Genomic DNA, 19,216 nt, shown 5'->3' with positions numbered 1-19,216 from the left:
TTATCGGATGAGAACCGTATGGAAACCTTGATCAGATTACCTCGCATAACCATCGACTGTTACTAGCGTTACGATCTCCGCCGCATTGGGGTTGAATGCACTCCAGACAACAAGACGCTGCAAAGAGATACACTGACGGGTATTGAGTAGTCCCCGGCGTCACAACCGCTGTCCTGGCACGGCTTCACTACAAAAAGGGTGCGCTCGCCGATTGACTGGACCTTGCTCGAACCGGAGACTTCCGGAAAGGGTCGCATACTCTTGGCTAAGAGTAATGATGAAACGCTCCAGCCTTTCCTTTCTTAGTTTCTCCAATCGCCAGACAAGCTGAATGCGGCCCAGTATTCCGGGGGCAGGCGGAGAAACTCCTTTTGCTGTTCAACGGGAACATCACGTCGCGTCTTGTCGCCGCGGCGTTTTGCGATGTGCGGGAACTCCTGGGGATTGTTCAGAACCCACAGCTGAGCTTCCCGCAAGGCATCCAGCTTACTTAATTTCTTTTCCAGGTAGTTCGTGTAGAAGCGTTCCATCAGACGCTGCGTCACCACGTCGTCCACCTTCCAGTAGCTGGCGATCGTCGAGCGGGCGCCAGAGATCTGGAAGCTCCGCTGCAAGCCCAACAAGCCCTCTCCGCCAGCTACTTCCCCCAAACCTGTTTCGCAGGCGCTCAAGACCACCAGATCGACCCCATTGAGCGGGAGAAACGCAATTTCCTCGGCCGTTAAAATGCCGTCATCGGGAATTTCGGACTTCGTTGCATCGAGTTCCGGCGGATGGTTCGCCCCGGCGAAGACCAGTCCCGAAAGGAGATTGGGATCGTAACCGCGGATCACCTCGTCCTTGCCGAGCCCAAGCAGGCGCTGCTGATCCTGCGGGTTCGCCTTCAACGCCGACTGGAACTTGGCGGGAGCAAAAAAGCCATGGGTCGCCACGTGCACGATTGAGCACTTCGGAGCCAAACGGCGAAATGCGTCCTCCGTGGCGGCTGCGCCTGAGACAAACTGCAGTCGCTCGACCGATTTAGAGAAACTTCGTTGGTACAGACCGCGAATGAACTCGGCTTCCTTTTGGGCGCCGTCCAACTGCGGCCAAACCAGATGCTCCGTGATACCCCGTACCGAAAATGCATGGCCATTGGTTCCACTATCCGCGAGCTGCTGCTGCTCGGTGCTTCGTCGTTCGTAATCGATCCCGCCCACGACGAGCAGGTCGTTAGGCAGTTCAGTCGTTTCTTCGCGCATCAGCTTGGGGAGTAGGCGCGGCACGGGGAGCATGGCGATGCGATGGTCTTCCAGCAGATATGTTCCTGGCTGTTTTCCGGGCAATGCCGCAAACGGAAAGGTTCCCAATTGGCCGTCGGGCGAAATGAGGATCGTTTCGGCATCGCCGATGTACGGAACGATTGGTTCCCACAGTTTCTCGCGAAGAAGATTTCCGGCGGCTTGGGCAGCGGGTGCGGTTCCCAACAATTGCCGCCAGGTTTGGATGGCCAAATGGATTTCGGCCGCGGGCCCCAACGGGATGACCTGAATCTTGCCAGAAGCAGGAATCACGAAAGCCACCAGCGACCGCGTTTTCTTGACCTCTCCCTTTTGATTCGGATCGCGATCAAAATGAGTATACTCCAGCAGATCCACCAGCACGGTCCCGGTGGGAAGCAACTCTTGTAGTTGACTTGGCTTCCACGGTGTCCTTGCTTCCCGAAACGCAGCGCTTTGGCGGCCCAGGTCGGCTTCCAATCGTTCTTTCACTTGGCGAAGCTTCTCGACCTGATCACGCCAGGATTCGAGCATTTCCGGCGTGGTCGGTGGCTGAGAGGAGAGGGCCGACCAGTGAGCGGTTGTCTGCCGGAGCGAGGTAAATTGGGACGCCAGGGCCGGATCAGCAGCTAATTGCCGGTATTCGTTTTGACGGGCAAGGACAGCCCCTTTCCAGCCTGAGACGTTCGCGTAAGTTCGATCACCGTTTGCGCTCACGGAATCGCTCAGCGATACGGACAGATAGCTGTTCAGATGATATCGAACGTCGTCATTCATGGCTATCTGCTGCCGCTGTGACTGAACCATCGAACTGGAGTCTAAGTTCGCTGCCACAATCTTCAAAGCTTCGCCGGCTAAAACCTCGGCCTGGGCGTCGTCCCCCATCGCGTGGTACAGCAAAGCCAGGTTGTGGAGGCTGCCGGCGTAGTGGCGATGCCGCTCGCCTAGCAACTCTTTGCGGATTTCCAGGGCTTGCCGAAAAAGGGGCATTGCCTGGGCGTAGTTTCCCATCTCGTGGTACAGCTTAGCGAGGTTGTCGAGGCTGGTAGCGTTGAGGGTATGTCGCTCGCCCAGAGCCTCTTTGTCGATTTCCAGGGCTTGTCGATAAAGGGGTTCGGCCTGCGCGTAGTCCCCCTTTGCGCCGTACAGCAGGGCTAGGTTGTGGAGGCTGGCGGCGTAGTGGGGATGCCGCTCGCCGAGTAACTCTTTGCGGATTTCCAGGGCTTGTCGATAAAGTACCTCTGCCTGGCCGTAGTCCTCCGTCGAGTAGTACAACAAAGCCAGATTGTCGAGGTTTGTGGCGTAAGTTGGATGTCGCTCGTCGAGTACCTCTCTGTGGATTTCCAAGGCTTGCTGAAAAAGTGGCTCGGCCTGCAGGTAGTCCCCCATGTCCCGGTACAGCGCAGCTAGGTTGTGGAGAATGGCGGCATAGTGGGGATGCCGCTCTCCGAGTACCTCTTTGCGGATTTCCAGGGTTTGCCGATAAAGGGGTTCGGCCTGCGCGTAGTCCCCCTTTGCGCCGTACAGCATAGCCAGGTTGTGGAGGCTGTCGGCGTAGTCGGGATGCCGCTCGCCGAGTACCTCTTTGCGGATTTCCAGGGCTTGCCGAGAAAGGGGCTCGGCCTGCGCGTAGTCCTCCATCTCGCGGTACAACTCAGCCAGGTTGCGGAGGCAGATTGCGTAGTCGGGATGCCGCTCGCCGAGTACCTCTTTGCGGATTTCCAGGGCTTGCCGATAAAGGGATTCGGCCTGCGCGTAGTCCCTCTTCGCGTCGTACATCGTGGCCAGATTGTGGAGGCTGGCGGCGTAGTCGGGATGCCGCTCGCCGAGTACCTCTTTGCGGATTTCCAGGGTTTGCCGGTAAAGGGGCTCCGCCTGCGCGTAGTCCCCCTTCGCGCCGTACAGCCAGGCCAGTTCGTGGAGGCTGGCGGCGTAGTCGGGATGCCGCTCGCCGAGTTCCTTTTTGCGGATTTCGAGGGTTTGCCGGTAAAGGGGCTCCGCCTGCGCGTAGTCCCCCTTCTCGCCGTACAGCCAGGCTAGGTTGCGGAGGCTGTCGGCGTAGTCGGGATGCCGCTCGCCGAGTACCTCTTTGCGGATTTCCAGGGCTTGCCGATAAAGGGGCTCGGCCTGGGCGTAGTCCCTCTTCGCTCCGTACAGCCAGGCTAGATTGTGGAGGCTGGCGGCGTAGCGTGGATGCCGCTCGCCAAGTACCTTTTTGTGGATTTCGAGGGCTCGTTGAAACAGGACCTCGGCCTGCGCGTAGTCCCCCATCGAGTGGTGCAGCCAAGCCAGGTTTTCGAGGCTGGTGGCGTAGTCGGGATGCCACTCGCCGAAGACGGAGCGATGATACTCTGCGATTTCTTTGGCAGCATCAACCGCCAAGCCGCTCTTTCCCTCACGGTCCAGGCGGTCAATTTGAGCATCTTTGGCCCACATTTGGAAATAGGTTGTGCGATCCTCCGACGTAAGCTGTTTGAGCTTTGTCACCACCTCTAAGTTTAGCTGTTGGTCGGTGGCTTTCCAATGTGATGCACCGTAGTGCATGCGGGCTAAACGAGAACACGATTCTGAAACGGACGTCGCCCTCTCAAACTGACCTTGGCGCACGTAGGACATGGATAGAGATGCAGCCGTTGCAAAATAAACATCTAACCACGAGTCAACAGTTTCTCGTTCGTAGCCTAAACGCTCATAAGTCTCGAAGAGGTATTTACTGACGGCAATCGATTTTTCAAGGTTCTCGCTTTCCTTGGTCCAAGCGCCGACATCACGGGCATTTTGAGTCGCTGTGTCCAAGTAGCTCACCAACTGCAGCAACTCGGCTTGATCGTCGGGAAGCTTTAGGACGCGCTGCGTCATGCCATCCTCAGCTAAGAAAACAATTCCCTGTTCCTCAGTGACCTGCTGCTCAACGATTGCCTGCTCCTGTTTGTCGGCAATGGGGGCTTTCCCACATCCTGCAGCCAAGATTCCCGAAAGGATCGCAAGAGACAGTCTCTTCCACATAGCCTGCTCCACTTAGAAGACTCCAGAGACACGGCCTATTCAGCAAGGCTTATTGTATCGGCGGGTATTGAAAAGCAATCTGCGAAGCGACCTGGACGCCTCTCGAAAGCCGCGGCTTTTCGATTCACGCTTAACCGGACGCCGACTGCGAAATAAAAGTCAATGAGTGCAGTTTACGGCTTATTGGGAATTCATTTCGATTTTCGGTCTGATACCGATAGCGTTAATGTGATCAAGCGGTCTCGCGGTAAAGAAACCTCCGAGAATGACCAAGAATAGACGCTTTATCATGGCAGGCATTCTGGGACATGGAAGCTTTTCGATTGAGCCGACTAATTTCCGCCGTTCGCTTCAGGCTCCACCACTGGAAACAAAATCGCCTCGACGGTTTCGACGTCGGGGAGCGTTTGTAAGACGTTTAGCGCCTCTTGCAGTTGGCTGGGTGGGTTTCGTCGGGTTTTGGTACCGCGTGAGATGGACGCGTCGATCGGACGTCCGGCGGCGTCGAGGCTCGTGCGCAGGTACTGACCGTTCTTGAATTGCCAGATCGACGTCGGTTCGGTAATTGCAACCAAGTCGCGCTGGAGACGTTCTTTCCAGGTTTGAAAGGAAGGGAGCGGCTGGCTAGAGGCGACGACGAAGAACAATTGTCCCCCGGCCCCTTCGGTCAGGGTGAAGTAATCGTTGGGGTTCTCGTACAAGTTCAATTCTTGGGTCGCTTGAGGAATCGCCGCTTCTTCCTCAGGCAAGCATAGCTGGACCGAACCATCAGTATTCACCGCGATTAACATCGCATACTGCGGCTCCTGAAAACGAACGAGAACGCGAAGATCGTCGCCCACTTGCACACGCCCGGTCTGCGTACCGAGCGTTCCCAGGGCGACTTCTCGATTGTTTTCATGGCGAAAGTGACGGACTTCCAACTCGTCGACGACCGGCGACGTCATGCCTGGATCGTTTGGCTCAGCGATCGCCTTCGTCGTCATCGGTGCGGTAACGCTGGCCGCGTTGTTCTCTCCGCCGTACCAGGTAGAAAGTCGTTTGACGACGAAAATCAGGGCGACGACGGCGATGACGGCCACAAGCGCCGCCAAAACCTTGCCATTAACCGGCCCCTTGAGGTTCAGCGAGGAAGACGGCGGGGGAAGAGCGATCGAACGATTGTCTTGGTTGGTCTCCTGGCGCCATCCCTGTAGCGCGTCGGCGAACTCTTGCATCGACGCGAACCGCTCCGCTGGGTCCTTCGCCATCGCCTTTAGACAAATCGATTGCAGCGCGTCGTCGATGTTGGGGTTCTTCTCGGCCGGAGGCGTCGGCTCATGGCTGAGGATCTGATTCAGGATCTCGATCAGTCTCCCTTGAAAGGGAACCTCGCCTGTCAAAAGTTCGTAAAGAATCACTCCTAGCGAAAAGACGTCCGATTGTCCCGTCACCTTGTTGGCGTCGCCGCGGGCCTGCTCCGGAGACATATACTCTGGGGTCCCCATGATGACGGAATTCCGCGTGAGGGCCGTATTGTCGACTTCTTGGTAACGTGCGAGTCCGAAGTCCATGATGACCGGCTCATCATGTTCGGCGTCGAACATGATGTTGCTAGGCTTCAGATCGCGGTGAACAACTGCTTTGCGATGCGCGTACTCCAGCGCTCGCGCAAGCTTTTCGACTAACAAGACCGCTTCGAGAAGCTCGCACCTCTTCTCGGCGATTCGTTTCGCCAGGGTCGCCCCCTCGATATAGGCCATGGCGATGTAGACCTGGCCATCCTCCTGGGCCAACTCATAGACAGGACAGATGTTCGGATGACGAAGTGCTGCGGCGGCCTGACCTTCCCGAAAGAACCGTTGGAGTTCGCTGGCGGACAATTCCGAACTTCGCAACGGAAACTTCAACGCTACCTTGCGATGCAGACGAAGGTCTTCCGCCAGATAGACCGCTCCGAAGGCTCCTTTCCCCAGTCGCTTCTCAAGCCGAAAGCGGCGAATGGAAGGCGGTTTGACCCGCGCTCGCTCAGCGACTTCTGCGGCGATCTCAAAATCTTGTTGTGAATCCGACTCCGCGACTTCTCCGCCTGAGATCGTCGCACAAGGGGCGTTTCTCCCCTTCTTCCCGCTATCCCGCTCGTATTGCTCCGCTGCGCTGAGGATCGCATCGCTGTGCTGAGGAAACCGTTCCAAGTAGCTCGAGACGTCTGGGGGAAGCGGCGCTTGCAAAAGCTCCAATTCGACGAAGACAAGCTCTTCCAAGAGTTTGGCCTGCTCGTCGGCGCTGACGCAGGGAAGATAGTCTTCAATCGCCGGCATAGCGCCGTCGACGAACGCTTCCTCAAATCGCTCGCAAATCGCTTGAAAGGCCGTTACTCGCGCGATTGTCTCGTCAGGCTGCACATCGTCCATGCGCTAACTTTCGCAACAAGAGGCATAACCATGTCGCCCCTTCCCGACTGCGAAACGCCTATTAGAAGGGGTCGCTGATCAGCTCGAAGTAGTTTGCATCAAAAACCTCCGATAGGCAACGTCTCAAACGAAATTTTGATCGATGAGAATCATATGGAAACCTTGATGGCGAGAAATGAACCCAACTACTCTCCCAATCAGTTCTTAAACGAGTAAACGCGCAGCAAACTCCACCGGAATCTACGGAAAAGGCGTATCGCTTCCTTAAGAGCAGAGAAAGTAAGGCCACTTCAACCAAGTGGTCCGATAGCTCCACCACTGATCGCCGCACTCCCGATTAAGGGCCATCACGAGCGTTATCGGCGAACGCGCCCGAAACCAATCCGCCCTCTTTCTCGTCGCTCGTGAACAAGCGGGCAGCAAGAACGCATTCGTCTGCATTGTGACTTTGCATATCTCGTAGAGCCGCTGTTCCTCTCATCTGTTCCCTGGCTCCTCGCCCCCAAAGCGCCGCAAACGTCGCCGTTGATCCGCAAAATGTCGCTCTTAGCGACAGAGACATATTGAAAACCGTTGATCAAACAAAAAAAGCTGGTTACTATCACACCAGCAATAAGAGCCAACGCATAACCCCCGATTGGGGCATTTTGGTCAAAATGTTCCCATAATCCAAGCTCGATGTCCTTTGGGTCGAATGGATCCCGATCTTCTAGCCAACCTCCCTCTTCGAGTCAGCTTCACCGCGGCATCCCCTATATGTCCCTGAATCCTCGTCCGCTTAGACTTCGCAACTCCCTGACGTCGCGTCGCACTTCGCCTGCTTTCGAGCAATTGGAACTCCGGGCAATGCTGACGGTCGATCCGATCCTGATCGACGCTGAATTCGTCTCCACCGTGGGGAGCGAATACTTGGTCAACACGACCACGGAAAGCGACCAAACGGCCCCGGTCATCGCGATGGATGCGATTGGCAACTACGTCGTCGTTTGGCAGAGCAATCTGCAGGACGGCAGCGGGTATGGAATTTACGCCCAACGGTACATGGCTGATGGCGCCCCCGACGGCCCAGAGTTCCGCGTTAACTCCACCACCGAGGACCATCAACAGCAACCGACGATAGCGATGACCGCCGACGGCCGGTTCGTTATCGCTTGGACGAGCAATCTGCAGGATGGGGGCGGGAACGGCGTCTATGCCCAACGATACTTGGCAGATGGCACTCCCGACGGCTCGGAGTTCCAAGTCAACTCCACCACGGATGGCAGTCAAGCCTTGCCCGCGGTGGCGATCAGCGCAGACGGCCGGTTTGTCATCGCCTGGTATGGCAATGGCCAGGGGGACTCCCGCGGCATCCATGCTCAACGCTTCTCCGCCGATGGCGCCCCTGTCGATGACGAGTTCCTCGTCAACTCCACCACAGACAGCAGTCAAACCGCGCCCAAGGCGGCGATGGGGGCAGACGGACGGTTCATTATAAGTTGGTCAAGTAACTTGCAGGATGGTAGCGGATACGGCATCTTCGCCCAGCGGTATGTGGCGGACGGTACGCCCGACGGATCGGAGTTCCTCGTCAATTCCACCACCGCAAACGATCAAACAAGCCCCACGGTGGCAATGGGCGCCGACGGGCGATTCGTCATCGCCTGGACCAGCAATGTGCAGGACGGCAGCGGCTATGGCGTCTACGCCCAGCGATACCTGGCCGATGGCACCCCTGATGGCCCCGAGTTCCTCGTCAATTCGACCACCGCAAATGATCAGTCTCTTCCCAACTTGGCGATCGGCGCCGCCGGCCGCTTCGTCATCGCTTGGCAAAGCCTTGTACAGGACGGTAGCAGTTGGGGCGTCTACGCCCAGCTGTACGAGGCCGATGGAACGCCCGTCGGCGACGAGTTTCGCGTTAACTCCACCACCGAAGGACTTCAAACCGCTCCGTCGGTTGCGATGAGCGCCGATGGTCGCTTCGCCATCGCTTGGCCCAGCAATCCATTAGACGGCAGCGGCTATGACGTCTACGCTCAGCGGTATCTCTTCTCTCCCGAGACAGGCGGCCCCTACGTGATCGCCGAAGGGAGCGATTTGACGCTCGACGCTTCCACCGCGGACGCTAGTATCGTCAGCTATGCGTGGGACCTCGACGGGGACGGTCAGTACGACGATGCGAGCGGCGCGACTCCGACGATCTCGGCGGCTACCTTAGCGGCGCTCGGCTTGGCTGCTCGTGGGGAATACTTAATCTCGCTCGGCATGACCGATGATGAAGGAAACTTTCGCGCTGCTGCGACGACGGTCACGGTGGTGAACGCCCCGCCGACGCTGAGCATCAATTCGATTTCGCCGGTTCGCGTTGCGAACCAGGCGATCGACATTGTCGCCAGCGCCACTGATGTGGCCGATCCGCCGGAGACGCTCACCTACCTGTACGAGATCTTCGCAGATGGCGCCGACGCCCCCGCCTTCACCGGTTCTGGGGTCAACCTAACGAACTTCCAGTTCACGCCGACGAGCGGAGGAAACTACGAAATCGTACTGACCGTCAGCGATCAAGAAGGCGGCAGCAGTCAAGTACGCAAAACGATCTTCGTCAATGGCGTCGCCGCGGTTGGGCCGGAAGCGCGGGTCAACACGACCACGCTCGGCGACCAACTGTCCCCCGTCATCGCGATGGATGCAGTTGGCAATTACGTGGTCGTTTGGTACGGCAACGGCCCAGATGATAACTCCGGCATCTACGCCCAGCGGTATCTAGCCGACGGCACGCCTAATGGCGCTGAGTTCCGAGTCAATGCCCACACGGCCAACATCCAAGAGCTCGCCACGGTCGCGATGAACGCCAACGGTCGGTTCGTCATCGCCTGGTTAAGCGATCGGCAAGACGGCAGCGATGGGGGCATCTTCGCCCAGCGTTACCTAGCCAATGGCGCGCTTGACGGACCAGAGTTTCTGGTAAATTCGACAACGGAATACACTCAATACGCCCCCACGGCGGCCATTGGAGCCGACGGTCAGTTCGTTATCGCCTGGCATGGCAACGGACCTGGCGACTACCCTGGCATATTTGCTCAGAGATACCTGGCCGACGGCACGCCAAATGGCTCGGAGTTCCGCGTCAACTCCGCCACGGAATACGATCAACAGTTTCCCACGGCGTCGATGAGCGCCGACGGACGCTTCGTCATCGCCTGGCAGAGCAATCTGCAGGACGGTAGCGGCTACGGCATCTACGCCCAGCGGTTCCTGGCTGACGGTACGCCAGCCGGACCCGAGTTCCGCGTCAATTCCACCACGGCAAGCAGTCAAGTTGCCCCAACGGCAGTGATGACCGGCGACGGCCAGTTCCTCATCGTCTGGCATGGCAATGGCCCTGGAGACTCCGACGGCGTTTTTGCCCAGCGGTACCTTGCTGACGGCACGCCCAACGGTGAAGAATTCCTCGTGAATTCCAACACAGTCAACGGTCAAGGCCGCGCCACAGCGGCGATCGACGCCGACGGTCAGTTCGTCATCGCCTGGGATAGCAATTCGCAGGACGGCAGCGGCTTTGGCGTCTACGCCCAGCGGTACCGGGCCGATGGCACGCTAGAAGGCGCCGAGTTCCGCGTTAATTCCACGACGATAGACCACCAATACGACCCGACGGTGGCGATCAGCGCCGCTGGACAATTCGTCATCGCCTGGCAGAGCCTTGAGCAGGATGGAAGCTACCATGGCATTTACGCCCAACGGTACGTCGTCGTCTCGGAAGCGGGCGGGCCTTACGTGATTGAAGAAGGAAGTGATTTAACGCTTGAAGCGTCTACGGTAGACGCAAGTATCGTCAGCTATGCTTGGGACCTCGACGGGGACGGCCAATACGATGACGCGACTGGGGCCACGCCGACGATCTCGGCGGCGACCTTGGAGACGCTCGGGCTGAACGCTCGCGGAGTCCATACAATCGAACTCGGCATGACCGACGACGAAGGGAACTTCCACGTCGCGCCGACGACGGTCACTGTGGTGAACGCGCCACCGACGACACTGAGCATCGATTCGATTTCGCCGGTTCGCGTTGCGAACCAGGCGATCGACATTGTCGCCAGCGCAGTTGATCTGGCCGATTCGCCGGAGACGCTGACCTACCTCTACGAGATCTTCGCAGACGGCGCCGATGTCCCCTCCTTCACCGGCTCTGGGGTCAACCTGACCACGTTCGCATTCACGCCGACCGCCGGAGGAAACTACGAACTCGTAATCACCGTCAGCGATCAAGAAGGCGGGAGCAGTCAGGTTCGCAAAACGATCTTCGTCAATGGCGTCGCAGCGGTTGGGCCGGAAACGCGGGTCAACGCGACCACGCTCGGCGGCCAACAGTCCCCCGTCATCGCGATGGATGCAGTTGGCAATTACGTTGTCGTTTGGCATGGCGCCGGCCCAGACAATAACATCGGCGTCTACGCCCAGCGTTACTTGGCCGACGGCGCACCGAATGGCCCTGAGTTCCGCGTCAATGCCACCCCTGCAAACAATCAACAGTTCGCCACGGTCGCGATGAACGCCGACGGCCGATTCGTCGTCGCCTGGCAGAGCGATCTGCAGGATGGTAGCGGCTGGGGAATTTACGCCCAGAGGTACCAAGCGGATGGCACGCCCGAGGGCTCTGAGTTCCGCGTCAATTCCACGACGGACGCCCAACAACTCTCCGCTGCGGCGGCAATAACTGCCGACGGGCGGTTCGTCATCACCTGGATCGGCAACGGACCAGGGGACAACAATGGCATCTACGCCCAGCGGTACCTGGCGAATGGTATGCCTGACGGACCGGAGTTCCGCGTCAATACCACCACGGCAGAGAGTCAACAGTACGCCACACTGGCGATGAGCGCCGACGGCCGGTTCGTCATCGCCTGGCAGAGCTTTTTACAGGACGGTAGCGGCTGGGGCATCTACGCTCAGCGGTACCTGGACGACGGCACGCCCGACGGCGCCGAGTTCCGCGTCAATTCCACCACCGGCGACACGCAAGCTTTCCCTAGGGCGGCGATGAGCGCTGACGGCCGATTCGTCATCGCCTGGCATAGCTATCAACAAGACGGCAGCGGCTATGGCGTCTACGCCCAGCGGTACCTGGACGACGGCACGCCCGACGGACCGGAGTTCCTCGTCAATTCCACGACGGAAGACCAGCAAATTGCTCCCGCAACGGCGATGAGCGCCGACGGTCAGTTCGTCATCGCCTGGCGCAGCTATCTTCAGGACGGCAGCGGCTATGGCGTCTACGCCCAGCGGTATCAAGCCGACGGCACGCCTGACGGCTCCGAGTTCCTCGTCAACTCCACTACGGAAGACCAGCAACTTGCTCCCACGGCGACCATGGGTATCGACGGTCGATTCGTCATCGCCTGGCAGAGCAATCTGCAGGACGGCAGCGGCTATGGCATCTTCGCCCAGCAGTACCTCTTCGTCTCGGAAGCAGGCGGGCCTTACGTCATCGCAGACGGCAGCGATTTAGCACTCGAGGCCTCCGTCAAAGAGGCCAACGTCGTTAGCTACGCATGGGACCTCGACGGGGACGGCCAATACGATGACGCGACTGGGGCCACGCCGACGATCTCGGCGGAAACCTTGGCGACGCTCGGCCTGAGCACTCGCGGAGTCCATACAATCGCGCTCCGCATGACCGATGACGAAGGGAACTTCCGCGTCGCTCCGACGACGGTCACGGTGGTGAACGCGCCGCCGACGCCGAGCATCGATGCGATTTCGCCGGATCGCGTTGCGAATCAGGCGATCGACATCGTCGCCAGCGCCACTGATGTGGCCGATCCGTCGGAAACGCTCACTTACCTGTACGAAATCTTCGCCGATGGCGCCGACGTCCCCTCCTTCACCGACTCGGGGGTCAACCTGACGACCTTCCAGTTCACCCCGACGACCGGAGGAAACTACGAAGTCGTGCTCACCGTCAGCGATCAAGAAGGCGCGAGCAGCCAGGTCCGTCAAACGATCTTCGTCAATGGCGTCACGACGGTTGGGCCGGAAACGCTGGTCAATACGACCACCCTCGGCGACCAACGGTCCCCTGTCATCGCGATGGACGCAGTTGGCAATTACGTGGTCGTTTGGCAGAGCTATCTACAAGACGGCAGCAACTATGACTACGGCATCTACGCCCAGCGGTACCTGGCCGACGGCGCCCCGATTGGCCCGGAGTTCCGCGTCAATTCCAGCACGGAAGGCGCTATGGGGTTTCCTGCGGCGGCAATGACTGCCGACGGCCGGTTTGTCATTGCCTGGGAACGTACCGATGGCAGTGGCTACGACATCTACGCCCAGCGGTATCTGGCTGACGGCACGCCAGACGGTCCCGAGTTCCGCGTCAATTCCACTACGACAGGAGGGCAAACGGCTGCTGCTACGGCAATGGCTGCCGACGGCCGGTTCGTCATCTGTTGGCAGAGTAGCAACCAAGACGGCAGCCGCGATGGTATTTTCGGTCAGCGGTACCGGCCCGACGGTACGCCCGATGGCCCCGAGTTCCGCGTCAATTCTACGACGGAGAACAACCAACAGGAATCCACTCTCGCGATGAGCGCCGACGGAAGGTTCGTTATTGCCTGGCAGAGCTATCGACAGGACGGTAGCGAATTGGGCATTTACGCCCAGCGGTACCAAGCCGACGGTACTGTCGAAGGGCCAGAGTTCCGCGTGAACACCACCACGGCAGACAATCAGGCCTTGCCCAGTGTGGCGATCGGTATGGACGGCCGATTCGTTATCACCTGGACCAGCAATTTGCAGGACGGCAGCGGCTGGGGCGTTTACGCCCAGCGGTACTTGGCCGACGGCACGGCCGATGGTCCCGAATTCCGCGTTAATTCCACCATCGCAAACGATCAAGTCCAACCCACGGCAGCGATGAACGCCGGCGGTCGGTTCGTCATCGCCTGGGAAAGCGTACTGCAGGACGGCAGCGCGTTTGGCGTCTACGCTCAGCGGTACCTGGCCGACGGAACGCCCGACGGCCCGGAGTTTCGCGTGAACACCACCACGGCAGACAATCAGGAATCGCCCAGTGTGGCGATTGGCGCCGACGGCCGGTTCGCCATCGCCTGGGAAAGCTATTTGCAAGGCGGCAGTTTTTGGGACATCTACGCCCAGCGGTATACTTTCGTTTCAGAAGCGGGCGGACCGTACGTGATCGACGAGGAAGGCGATTTAGCGCTCGCAGCTTCCGTCGCAGACGCCAACGTCGTCAGCTACGCCTGGGACCTCGACGGCGACGGTCAATACGATGACGCGACTGGGGCCACGCCGACGATCTCGGCGGAAACCTTGGCGACGCTCGGCCTGAGCGCTCGCGGAGTCCATACCATCGCGCTCCGCATGACCGACGACGAAGGGAACTTCCACGTCGCTCCGACGACGGTCACGGTGGTAAACGCGCCGCCAACGCCGAGCATCGATGCGATTTCGCCGGATCGCGTTGCGAACCAGGCGATCGACATTGTCGCCAGCGCCACTGACGTGGCCGATCCGCCGGAAACGCTCACTTACCTGTACGAGATCTTCGCAGATGGCGCCGACGTCCCCTCCTTCACCGACTCGGGGGTCAACCTGACCAACTTCCAATTCACGCCGACGAGCGGAGGAAGTTACGAGGTCGTACTCACCGTCAGCGATCAAGAAGGCGCGAGCAGTCAGGTCCGTCAAACAATCTTCGTCAATGGCGTCGCCGCGGTTGGGCCGGAAACGCGGGTCAACACGACCACGATCGGCGAGCAACGGTCCCCCGTCATCGCGATGGACGCAGTTGGCAATTACATTGTCGTTTGGTACGGCAACGGCCCAGACAATGACTTCGGCATTTACGCCCAGCGGTTCCTGGCCGATGGCGCCCCCGACGGTCAGGAATTCCGCGTCGGCTCTCCCACGGCAATCTACCAGGAAGCTCCCACGGTCGCGATGAGCGCCGACGGCCGGTTTGTCATCGCCTGGCAAAGCAACCAGCAGGACGGCAGCGATTTTGGCATCTACGCCCAGCGGTACCTGGCCGACGGTACGGCCGACGGCCCCGAGTTCCGCGTCAATTCCACCACGGCTGGACCGCAACTCAGCCCTACGGCCGCCATAACGCCCGACGGGCGGTTTGCCATCGCCTGGTGGGGTAACGGATCTGGCGACAACCAGGGCGTCTTCGCCCAACGGTACTTGGCCGACGGAACCCCCGAGGGCACGGAGTTCCGCGTCAATACCACCACGGCAGAGAGTCAACTGTACGCCACACTGGCGATGAGCGCCAACGGCCGGTTCGTCATCGCCTGGACAAGCAATTTGCAGGACGGCAGCGGCACGGGGATCTACGCCCAGCGGTACCTTGCCAATGGCGTCCCCGACGGACCAGAATTCCGCGTCAATACGACTACGGAAAGCGTTCAATCTAACCCTACCGTGGCGATTGACGGCGACGGACGATTTGTCATCGCTTGGGATAGCGCTCTGCAGGACGGCAGCAACTATGGCATTTACGCCCAGCGGTACCTGGCCGACGGCACGCCCGACGGACCGGAGTTCCGCGTCAACTCCACGACGGAGAACACTCAAGCCAACCCCACGGCGGTAATGAGCGGCGACGGTCGATTCGTCATCGCCTGGGAAAGCAATCTGCAGGACGGCAGCGAGTATGGCATTTACGCCCAGCGGTACCTCGCGGACGGCACGCCCGAGGGCCCGGAGTTCCGCGTCAATACCACTACGGAAGATCAGCAACTTGCTCACACTGCGACGATGAGCGTCGACGGACGGTTCGTGATCGCCTGGCAAAGCAATCTGCAGGACGGCAGCGGCTATGGCATCTACGCCCAGCGGTACCTCTTCGTCTCGGAAGCGGGCGGACCGTACGTGATCAATGAGGAAAGCGATTTAACGCTCGCAGCTTCCGTCGCCGAGGCCAACGTCGTCAGCTACGCCTGGGATCTCGACGGGGATGGTCAATACGATGACGCGACCGGGGCTACGCCGACGATCTCGGCGGCGACCTTGGCGACGCTCGGCTTGAACGCTCGCGGCGTACATACCATCGCGCTCCGCATGACCGACGACGAAGGGAACTTCCGCGTCGCTCCGGCGACGGTCACGGTAGTAAACGCCCCGCCGAAGGCGAGCCTCTACTCGACTCCTCTTGTTCGCATTCCCAACCAACCGATCAACGTCATCGGCAGCGCCACCGATCTGGCCGATCCTCCGGAGACGCTTACCTATCGTTACGAAGTCTTCCAAGACGGCGTCACGGTACCCGCGTTCACCGGTTCTGGCGTCAATCTGACGACCTTCCAGTTCACGCCGACGACCGGAGGAAGTTTCCACATCGTACTGACCGTCACGGATCAAGAAGGCGGGAGCAGCCAAGCCAGGAAAACGATCTTCGTCGATGGCGTCACGACCGAAGGACCGGAAGTGCGGGTCAATACGACGACGACAGACGAACAAACGAACCCTGTGATCGCGACGAACGCTGTCGGCGATTACGTTGTCGTTTGGAATAGCAATCTACAGGACGGCAGCGGCACGGGGATCTACGCGCAGCGGTACTTGTCCGACGGAACGCCCAATGGCCCCGAGTTCCGCGTCAACTCCACCACGGCAAACAATCAACAGCTCCCCACCGTGGCAATGTCCGCCGATGGCCGATTCGTCATCGCCTGGCAGAGCGATTCGCAGGACGGTAGCGGCGATGGCATTTACGCCCAGCGGTATCTCGCCGATGGCACGCCTGACGGCCCCGAGTTCCGCGTTAATACCACGACCGAAAACCATCAAGGCGCCGCCACAGTGGCGATGAGCGCCGACGGCCAGTTCGTCATCGCCTGGTCTAGTAATCAACAAGACGGTAGCTTCTTGGGCGTCTACGCCCAGCGGTACCTGGCCAACGGCACGCCTAACGGAACTGAGTTCCGCGTCAATTCCACTACCTCAGGTGGTCAATCCAGTCCGACGGCGGCAATCGACGCCGACGGCCGATTTGTGATCGCCTGGCAAAGCGATCATGTGGACGGCAGCAATGACGTCTTTGCCCAGCGATATAGGGTCGACGGAACGCCCGATGGCCCCGAGTTCCGCGTCAACTTCACCACCGAAAACGAACAGCAATTCCCATCAGTAGCGATGAACGCGGATCGGTTCGTCATCGCCTGGCAGAGCAATTCGCAAGACGGCAGCAGCGGGGGAATCTACGCCCAGCGGTATCTGGCCGACGGCACTCCCGATGGCCCCGAGTTCCAGGTCAATTCCACCACGGAAGACCATCAAGCCAACCCAACGGTGGCGATCAGCGTCGACGGCCGGTTCGTCATCACCTGGCAGAGCAATCTACAGGACGGCAGCGGCTATGGCGTCTACGCCCAGCGTTACGATGTTGACGGTACGCCCGATGGTGAAGAGTTTCGCGTCAATTCTACCACTGCGAGCAATCAGTATCTCCCATCGGCCGCGGTCAGCGCGGAAGGCAAATTTGTCATTGCCTGGTCAACGTATTCGCTGGAGAGCAGCAGTTACGAAATCGACTCCCAACTGTTCCATTTCTTCCCAAAAGCCGGTGGACCATACGCAATCGACGAAGGCGCCGATTTAACGCTCGACGCTTCCACCGCTGGCGCAAACGTCGTCAGCTACGAATGGGACCTGGACGGGGACGGTCAGTACGATGACGCGAGCGGCGTGGCGCCGACAATCTCGGCGGCATCCCTAGCATCGTTCGGACTGGGGAGCGCCGGCGTCTACGAAATTGTTTTGAAGTACGCCAACGACCAAGGAGTCATCCGCTACGCCGCGGCGATTCTTACGGTTCAAAACGTCCCGCCGATGATTGCGGCCGACGTTTCCTCCGTCATCATTTCTCCCGGCGCCATGGCGACTGCAACGGGAACCTACAGCGATCCCGGCGGCAACCTGCTTGCTTTCTCAGCATCCGTCGGCAATATCGTCGACAATCTCGACGGCACGTGGTCTTGGTCGCTGGCTGACGCGCAACTTAGCGATAGCCAGCTGGTCGAAATTACGGTTGATGACGGCAATGGCGGAATCTCCCAGGCAACTTTTCAACTGAACGTTCTCCCACAAGCGGACGCGTTTATCACGATTAGCGACACGCCGGCGACGACCGACGCCTCCGGGGAAGCGGCCACCTTACCGAGCGACTTGGAATCGATCCACGAGTGGCAAAAGTTTACCGTCAACGTATGGATCCGATACGACGAACAATACGTCGACGATCTAACCGGCGTTTCGCTGAAGCTGGACTACAATAGCGAGTGGTTCGATTTGCACAGCTTTACGCCCAGCAGCGGCGTTGGGCAGTTGTCGGTCGTCGACACCGGCGACGCGCTGGAGGTGACGGCTGGTCAACTAGTGGCCGGCGACGTCGGCCGTACCGCTTACTTCCTCATCGGCAGTTTTCGCTTTCAGCCGAACTCGGCCGGCGGCCTTCCCAACGACGTCGTCGGCGCCTATCCGGAAGCCGTTGCCGACTTGCAGTTCGCGCTGGCCGACGTGGAACTGATGTTCGTCAACGCTGCGAACCTGCCGGCCGAGCTGAACGCTTCGCCAACGACTCAAATGCGCGTCGTGCCGTTCGACATTGATGACGACAACACGGTCACCTTAGTCGACCTGGCGTACTTAATTCGCCAAATTGGCGATAACGTCAACTTTACTCCTGCCGCGTATCGCTTCGACTTCGATCAAGACGGAGTCGTTTCTCTGGTCGACCTGGCCTACTTCATTCGGAACGTCGGGATTAACTCAAACGACGGAAACAGCGTACGCTTACCTCCGCTGCCGCAAACGCAACCGCTGTCGGCGCCGCTCGAAAGTGAGTCGATTTCGCTTGCGACGAATACGATTCTGCCTGGCGCGAGCTCAACCCCGCTCCTCGAAGGAGAAATGATTCTTCCCCAGCAGACGCTGCCGGCGCCGCACTTTTTTGCCGCCAACGTGGACGCGGCGTTTGGAAATCTCGACTCGCCGAATGATTGGCCAACGTCACAGGCGGAATCGCAAGAGGATGAGCCAATCGTCCAAACGCTCACCGACGCCCAAGATCCGCGGCGTTTCTCGTACGTCCCGGATTGGGTGCTGCACGAGTCGGCGATCATCGACATTCTTGACGGTACGACGCGACAGTGGCACGAAGAAATGGAAGAAGAGGCCGGTCCACCATTCCATCAATTGCTCCGCGGCCCAAATTACCAACCCTGTCAAACCACACGGACAAGACCATCGATACCGCGCCGACCCTAGCTTTCGTTCGGATCCGGCGTCAAAAGGAATGGTTTGGCGGTCCATTTCGAACCTTGGCATTTGCATCGGATCAACAAATACAAGTCCATCGATCGGATCTACGTATTCCCCCCTAACCACCTTCCATTTCTGGGTTTATGCAGCCCCCCCGAGCGTGCAAATTCTATCGATTCTGCTAATTGACGCCCATATTTTGGGTGGCTAACATCAAGCTCAAAGCGACCAATCAAAGTCGCTTGATATCTACAACTCGCTGGAGGGGGCTCGACGCGGGACCTGTCT

3 protein-coding genes are annotated in these 19,216 nt (G+C 59.2%); 1 reads left to right on the top strand and 2 read right to left on the bottom strand.

The annotated features are described in order from the left end of the window. Positions 1-302: 302 nt before the first annotated feature. Together LOC68_RS00955 and LOC68_RS00950 are read right to left on the bottom strand one after the other, a co-directional pair. On the bottom strand, positions 303-4,265 hold the full coding sequence (locus LOC68_RS00955; protein ID WP_230214502.1) for a CHAT domain-containing tetratricopeptide repeat protein: 3,963 nt from the start codon (positions 4,263-4,265) through the stop codon (positions 303-305). Between the two features lie 332 nt (positions 4,266-4,597). Continuing rightward, a complete protein-coding gene (locus tag LOC68_RS00950; RefSeq protein ID WP_230214499.1) occupies positions 4,598-6,658 on the bottom strand; it encodes a serine/threonine-protein kinase in 2,061 nt (686 codons plus the stop codon). An 846-nt stretch (positions 6,659-7,504) separates the two neighbouring features. Here LOC68_RS00950 and LOC68_RS00945 point away from each other — a divergent pair. Next, complete coding sequence (locus LOC68_RS00945; protein ID WP_230214495.1) at positions 7,505-18,934, top strand: hypothetical protein; 11,430 nt, start codon at positions 7,505-7,507, stop codon at positions 18,932-18,934. The last annotated feature ends 282 nt before the right edge of the window (positions 18,935-19,216 follow it).

This window comes from Blastopirellula sediminis (genome assembly GCF_020966755.1).
GTDB lineage: Bacteria > Planctomycetota > Planctomycetia > Pirellulales > Pirellulaceae > Blastopirellula > Blastopirellula sediminis.
The sequence above is the reverse complement of the archived record's forward strand: the minus strand, read 5'-3'. Positions and strand labels throughout refer to the sequence as shown.

What these genes read in the sequence shown, in the direction of transcription:
- LOC68_RS00950 (WP_230214499.1), bottom strand. Translation starts at nt 6,658, where the DNA reads ATGGACGATGTGCAGCCTGACGAGACAATCGCGCGAGTAACGGCCTTT.
- LOC68_RS00955 (WP_230214502.1), bottom strand. Translation starts at nt 4,265, where the DNA reads ATGTGGAAGAGACTGTCTCTTGCGATCCTTTCGGGAATCTTGGCTGCA.
- LOC68_RS00945 (WP_230214495.1), top strand. Translation starts at nt 7,505, where the DNA reads ATGCTGACGGTCGATCCGATCCTGATCGACGCTGAATTCGTCTCCACC.